General features: G+C 67.9%; 5 protein-coding genes. 2 read left to right on the plus strand and 3 right to left on the minus strand.

Features of this window, described 5'->3' with window-relative positions; translation table 11 throughout:
- Positions 1 to 92: 92 nt before the first annotated feature.
- Both V3B46_RS01850 and V3B46_RS01855 read right to left on the minus strand, forming a co-directional pair.
- Positions 93 to 479, minus strand: coding sequence for a DUF4440 domain-containing protein (locus tag V3B46_RS01850; protein WP_329890977.1), 387 nt, complete (start codon positions 477 to 479; stop codon positions 93 to 95).
- Entirely contained in the window at positions 479 to 1,837 is a 1,359-nt protein-coding gene (locus V3B46_RS01855; RefSeq protein ID WP_329890978.1) for an MFS transporter, read from the minus strand. Before V3B46_RS01855 ends, V3B46_RS01850 begins: the two co-directional genes overlap by 1 nt.
- 105 nt (positions 1,838 to 1,942) lie before the next feature.
- Between V3B46_RS01855 and V3B46_RS01860 the strand changes: the two genes are divergently transcribed.
- Positions 1,943 to 2,839 (plus strand): LysR family transcriptional regulator, encoded by an 897-nt coding sequence (locus V3B46_RS01860; RefSeq protein ID WP_329890979.1) that lies wholly within the window; start codon positions 1,943 to 1,945, stop codon positions 2,837 to 2,839.
- Between the two features lie 101 nt (positions 2,840 to 2,940).
- On the opposite strand, the gene V3B46_RS01865 is transcribed toward V3B46_RS01860, so the two are convergent.
- Positions 2,941 to 5,736: a beta-glucosidase family protein gene (locus tag V3B46_RS01865; protein ID WP_329890980.1), complete on the minus strand. Its 2,796-nt coding sequence runs from the start codon at positions 5,734 to 5,736 to the stop codon at positions 2,941 to 2,943.
- Between the two features lie 337 nt (positions 5,737 to 6,073).
- Between V3B46_RS01865 and V3B46_RS01870 the strand changes: the two genes are divergently transcribed.
- Positions 6,074 to 6,508, plus strand: a complete 435-nt coding sequence (locus V3B46_RS01870) for a VOC family protein (protein ID WP_106468380.1) — start codon at positions 6,074 to 6,076, stop codon at positions 6,506 to 6,508.
- Positions 6,509 to 6,718 lie beyond the last annotated feature (210 nt).

Consider the following 6,718-nt stretch of genomic DNA (forward strand, 5'->3'; position numbering starts at 1 on the left):
TAGTGCCGGCCGCTGGCCGCTGGCCGCTGGCCGGCAACTTCATCCATCTCGGGCACGGTACGCGGTTGCCGGCCAGCGGCCGGCACTACCGATCAGGCTGCCGTTACCTCATGCAGCGCCAGCCAGCACCACCGCCCCTCTTCCTGCCGCAGCACCGCCAGCGATTCCCGCCATGTGGGCTCGCCGCCATCGATCGCATGCCCTTCGCGATAGCGCAGCAACGCCAGCGGTGAAGGCGCTTCCACCGCCTGCACGGCTTCGATGGAAATCTGCAGCCCCGGCCGCGCGCCATGGCCACCCGCGAACAGTGCCTGCACGGCATTCCGATCCAGCCTGCGGCCAGCGATACCGACCATGATGAAGTCCGCGCAGAAATGCTCCATCAGGTCCTCCAGCGCGTCGGTGCCGACGTCGGCACTGAACCAGGCCTGCAGCTTGTCGTGCAGGAGGTGGACTTCGTGTTCTGCGGTGGTATCCATCAGGTGTTTTCCGGTTGTGAAAGAGTAAGCAACTGCGCGCGGCGCAGCAGCGCCATCGGCAACAGCGTCAGTACGGCGGCCAGACCCAGCGCCACGCCGGTGGCATGGACCGGCAGCCACTGCATGGCCAAGGCCAGCAGCAACGCAATGGCGGCGGTACCCAGGCAGAAACTGAGCTGGCGGTTGAGGTTCCAGAGTGCGCTGGCATCACCCAGCGCCTCGCCCTCGACCCCATGGAAGGCCAGCGTCTGCGCGGTACTGCTGCACAGGCTGCCGCCGGCGCCCATCAAGGCAAACAGTAATGCTGCAATGGCAAAGACCGGGTGTGGCAGCAGCGCCATCAACAGCAGGCCGCCGGCCTGCAGCAGCATGCCGGCGCGCAATACCGTGGCCGGGCCGAAGCGAGCCAGCAGGCGCTTGCTGGCCGTGATCGCAATGGCCGAGGCCAGCGCCCAGGGCAGCATCAACGCGCCGATGCGCGCCGCGCTGTAACCGGCCTGGTACAACTGCAGGGTACTGACCAGCTGGCTGCCGATGAACACACCGGGTACTGCCAGGTAGACCAGCATCGCCAGGCGCAGGCCGCGATGGGACAGCAACGACCAGCGCAGAAGTGGCTGCGCCTGCCGACCTGCATGCCGCAGGTGGGCCGCCGCCAGCAACAGTGCGACCAGCAGCAACATGGCACCTGCGCAGCGATGTCCGGACTCGCCCAGCCAGGTCAACGCCAGCAGCAGCGCGCCCAGCGCCGCCATCGCAGTGGACAGCGCATAGGCCTGCAGGCGTGGCGCACTACGCGCGCCGTCGGCCGGCATCCACGCCAGCACCAGTCCAATCGCCACCACGGCCAGCGGCAGGCTGGCCCAGAGCACACCGCGCCAGGACAACCACTGCACCAGCAGCCCACCGAGCGCAGGCGCCAGTGCCGGCACCAGCAGCGCCACCAGCAGGATGCGACGGGTCAGCGTGCCACGTTGATCAGGCGTGCACTGCCGGTACGCCGCCGCCTGTGCCACCGGAATCAGCAGGCCACCGGCCAGGCCCTGCAGCAGGCGCCAGCCCAGCAGCCAGCCGATACCCGGTGCAGCCCCGGCCAACACTGCGGAGGCGGCGAACAGCAGCAACGCCACCAGCAGCAAGCGGCGCTCACCGCAGCGCGCGGCCAGCCAGGGTGCCAGCGGAATCACCACGCTCAGGCCCAGCATGTAGGCGGTGCCGACCCAGGCCAGGGTAGCGACGTCGGCATGCAGTTCCGCCGCCAGTGCCGGATAGGCCACCGTGGCGATGAACATGTTGACCAGATCCAGGGCGAACACCAGCAGAAAGATCGCCTCATGGCGCAGGCGGGGGGACGGCATCGGCGGCGCTCCAGCGGGGAAGCGGCCAGCATGCCTTTCCAAGGTTGTTGGAAAAACACGACAACAGCTGCAACACTGTCAAATCTTTTTTGACAATGAATCACCATGGTCAGCCTGGACCGCTTCGACATCTTCCGCACCGTGGTCGACGCCGGTAGCCTTACTGCAGCCGCCGAGCGGCTCGGGCTGAGTCGCGCGGTGGTCAGCTTCAACCTGAAGCGGCTGGAGCAGGAACTTGGCGTAACCCTGCTGCTGCGCAGCACCCGCCACCTGGCCCTGACCGAGGCTGGCGAGCAGTTCCTGCAGCACTGCGTGCAGGCGCTGGATGCAGCCCGGGCGGCCATCGATGCCGCGCGCCGCGACCAGCACCAGCTGCAGGGCACGCTGCGCCTGACCACCACGCCGGAGTACGCGCAGCTGCGCCTGATTCCAGCGCTGGAGGCGTTCCGTGCGCGGCACCCGGCGCTGCAGCTGCATCTGTCCACGTCACCCGCACCGGCCGACCTCATCCCCGAACGCTTCGACCTGGCCATCCGCTTGGGACGCCTAACCGATTCCGGCCTGCATGCCAGCGAACTGGAACGGCACCCACTGTGCGCGGTGGCAGCTCCTTCGCTGCTGGCACGCCTACCCTCTGCCGACGCCGCCGATGATCCGGTGCAGCTGGGCACCCTGCCCCGTCTTGGCTACCCGCGTCTGGCCGATGTGCCGGTGGTTGCACCTGACGGCAGCGACGCGCTGTTCGCCACCAACCCGGGCAACGCAGTGGTGCGCGTAGATGGCGCCAGCAGCCTGCGCGCCTTCGCCGTGGCCGGCGCCGGAGTCACCGTGCTGCCACGCTGGCTGATCGAGGACGACGTGGCCCAGGATCGCCTACGCCCGGTGCTGCGCCAGCACCGCTTCCCGCAGCAGAGCGTGTACGCGGTCTACCCGCACAGCACGCAGCCCTCGTTGAAGGTGCGGCAGCTGATCGATTTCCTGCGCGGGTGGTTTGTCACCTGAAAAAAGGGGGACGGAGGGGATCAAGTCGTTTATGCATCAACGACTTGATCCCCTCCGTCCCCTTTTTTGCATGGCCCCTTGCGGGGCCATGACTTCAAGCCTCAGCGCAGCACCTGCTCCACCAGCTGCACATCCACCGTCTGCAGTGGCTCGGCAGCGTTGCGCGACAGCTGCACCTGGTAGGTGCCGCCGTCGATCTTCCACTGGCGGGCCTGTGCATCGTAATGGGCCAGGGTCTTCGGCTCGGCTTCGATGCGGATGCGGCGCTGTTCGCCCGGCTGCAGCTCCACCTTGTCGTAGCCGATCAAGCGGATCGGCGTGGTGCTGCGGGCCGGCAGTTTCAGGTACAGCTGGGCCACGTCGGCACCGGCGCGCTTGCCGGTGTTGCGGATGTCGACGCTGGCGACCAGGCGCGAGCCTTCCACGCTCACCTTCAGGTTTTCATAGGCGAACGAGGTGTAGGACAGGCCATGGCCGAACGCGAAGGTCGGGGTCAGGCCCTTGGCTGCCATCCACTTGTAGCCGACGTTGGCACCTTCGATATCGAAATCGAACACATCACCAAACGGCTTGGCCGGCTTGAAGCCGAGGCCGTCGATGTGCGGGCGCGGCAGCTGCGATTCATCCACTACCCAGGTCACCGGCAGGCGGCCCGACGGATTGACCTGGCCGGTCAGCAGCGCGGCAATGCCTTCGCCACCGCGGATGCCCGGGTACCAGGCCTGCAGCATCGCCGGCACCTGCGCCAGCCACGGCGTGCGCACCGGGCCGTTGGTTTCCAGTACCAGCACGGTCTTCGGGTTGGCTTTGGCCACGGCCGAGATCAGTGCGTCCTGGTTGTCCGGCAGCTGCATGTCCGGCAGGTCCACCGATTCGGCGGCCCACTGGGTGGCGAACACGATGGCGACGTCGGCCTGCGCCGCGGCCTTGGCCGCAGCGGCGGCATTGCTGCCGTCCACGTACTCGATGCTCGCATCCGGGCGCGCAGCGCGCAGCGATTCCAGCGGCGAAGACGGGTGGAAGATCACCGGGCCCGGCCAGGTGGTCGGCAGCACGCCCGGCACCGCGTTGGTGCCCTTGGCGGTCACGCCCACCATCGACGAACCACCGCCACCGATCACGCCCTTGTCGGCATGGCCGCCGATGATGACGATGCGCTTCACGCTGTCGGCCAGCGGCAGCAGGTTGCCTTCATTGCGCAACAGCACGCTGCCTTCTTCCACCGTGCGCTGGGCGACGGCGAAACCGGCCTCGGCGTCGACCTTCTGGTGCTGCGGCGGGTTGTCGAAATTGCCGTGCAGGAACATCGTGCGCAGGATGCGCGCCACCATGTCGTTCAGGCGCGCCTGCGGCACCACGCCGCCGTGCACGGCCAAGCGCAGCGGCTCATCGAAGAACACCGCGGCGTCGAACACTTCACCGGCCGACTGCTGGTCCAGGCCGGCCAGCGCCGCCTTCGAGCCACTGTGCACGCCGCCCCAATCGGACATCACGAAACCTGGGAATTTCCATTCCTGCTTCAGCACCTGGTTCATCAGGTAGCCGTTCTCGCAGCCGTAGGTGCCGTTGATCTTGTTGTACGAGCACATCGCCACGCCCGGTCGCCCGGCTTCCAGCGCGATCTCGAAGGCCAGCAGATCGGACTCGTGCATGGCCTGTTCGCCGATGCGCACGTCGTGGAAGTTGCGCCGGGTCTCCATGTCGTTCAGCGCGAAATGCTTCATCGACGAGATCACGTGCTGGCTCTGCACGCCCTGGATCAGTGCGCCGACCATCGAACCGGCCAGCAGCGGATCTTCACCGGCATATTCGAAGTTGCGGCCGTTGCGCGGGTCGCGCTGCAGGTTGACGCTGCCCGACAGCAGGATGTTGAAACGCTGCTGCCACGCCTCGCGCCCCATGGTCGCGCCACCAGCGAAGGCGACTTCGCGGTTCCAGCTGGAGGCGGTGGACGGGCCCGACGGCATGGCCGTGGCGAAATCACCCGGGCGGATGCCGCCCGGATTGGTCACGCCGACGCCGGCATCGGCCGACTGCTGCGACGGAATGCCGAGCCGCGCCACGCCCGGCACGAAACCCGCCGAACCGACCGCGCCTTCCGGCAGCGGGCCACCGTCCTTGCCCAGCCCGAAGTAGCTGTGCAGCATCTGGAACTTCTCATCCTCGGTCATCGCCTTCAGCAGCAGCGCAGCGCGCGCATCGGCGGTGAGCGCGGTGTCCATCCATGGCCGTTCACCCCCCTTGTCGGCGGCATAGACCAGGGTCAGCAGCGTGGCACGCAGGGCGCTGCCTTCCACCTTGAACGGCGCGCTGCTGGCGGCCTGGAAACCATCGCTGAAGTAGCTGGCATCGGCTTCCAGCGCCACGCGTGCCGGGTCGAAACCGGCGGCCTTGGCCGACTCGGCCGCCACCGCGCCGAGCAGCACGGCCGGCGCACCCAGCCGCGAGCGCGACACCAGCGCCGGCAGCTGCGCGGCACCTGCACCAGCATCGGTGTAGACGGCTACGGTGTGTCGGCCATCGTCCAGGCGCAGGTAGTTCAGGCCCGGCTGGTCGGGACCGGATTCGGCCGCGATCGGCAGCCGGGTCAGTACCGCCTGCCCGTGCTGGGTCTGGCCGTCATCCTTGCCGGTGGAAATGAAGCGGTACTCATAGCCCAGCCCATCGGCCAGCAGCTGCAGCGGATCGACCTGGCCGATGCCACGCTGCACCTGGCGCACGCTCACCGCGTCCACCTGCAGGGTCTTCAGCTGGGCAGCCAGGGCCGGCATGGCCTCGGCGGTCGGGGCCTGTTCCAGGGTCAGCACAGTGAACCCGGCGGGGTCGGCCCAGGCCGGGGCGGCCAGTGCGGCTGACAGGGCCAGGGACAGTGCAAGCGGCTTTGTAAACGTTTTCATCGGCAGGCGTAATTCCGTTGCCAAGGCAATCGGTCCAGGGAAAGTGCCGCCGAAGGGTGCAGCGTTCATGCCGCGCAGGGGTTGCCAGGCAACGTCCCGCAGGCCGAAGGACGGGCCGGTCTGCGCCTGGGACCCTCCTCCCGGCGTGACAACCTGCCTGTCCGGGCCGCGCTGGGCGGCCCAATCATGTGAAGATTGTGCGAGGGCGTTCACACCTGTCAACAGGACCTAAGTCACAGGGGCAACCCGGCCAGTGGTTATCAGACCATCACCGGCAGTCATCAGCGCGCCGCGCGAGGCTGCTGATAATGGAGATCCCTGGCCACGAATCGAGCCCATGACCGTACACCGCGACTTCGATCATCTCTGGCGCGACCGCTGTGATACGTCCAGCCAGCGCGCGCCGCGCGTGCTGATCCGGGTGTTCGTGGCCCCCGGTGAGCTGGAGCGCAGCGTGGCGTTCTACGAGCAGCTGCAGGGCGTGGTGGCCGATGCCGGGTTCCCGTTTCCGGAGGCCGGTCTGCGTCTGGCGATGGTCGGTGCGTTTCTGTTGATCGAGGGCAGCGAGGCGGCGCTGGCGCCGTTCACTTCGACCACGGGGACACTGCTGGTCGACGATGTTCGGCCCTATCACGACAGGCTGGTGGCGGCCGGCGCTGAAATCATCTTCCCGCTGCAGGTGGTCCCGACCGGGGCGGCGTTCAATGCGGTGCATCCTGATGGCACGGTGGTCGAGTACGTGCATCACCGGCCCGACCCGCACGGGCGGTGAGGTGAGGTGACGGCCGGGCTGCGCCCGGCACCCGCGGTAGTGCCGGCCGCTGGCCGGCAACCTCAGAAGCAACAGCCGAAGCAACAGCGGGCTTCCAGTGGGGTGGCGGAGTGGGTCCGGTTGCGGGGGTCGCTGCAAGTACGTCCATGTAAGCTCGGTCGCCGCATCCATGCGGCTCACGCCCCCGCAACCGGACCCACCCCGCCTTCG

The sequence above is a fragment of the Stenotrophomonas sp. SMYL11 genome, assembly GCF_036320005.1.
GTDB lineage: Bacteria > Pseudomonadota > Gammaproteobacteria > Xanthomonadales > Xanthomonadaceae > Stenotrophomonas > Stenotrophomonas maltophilia_A.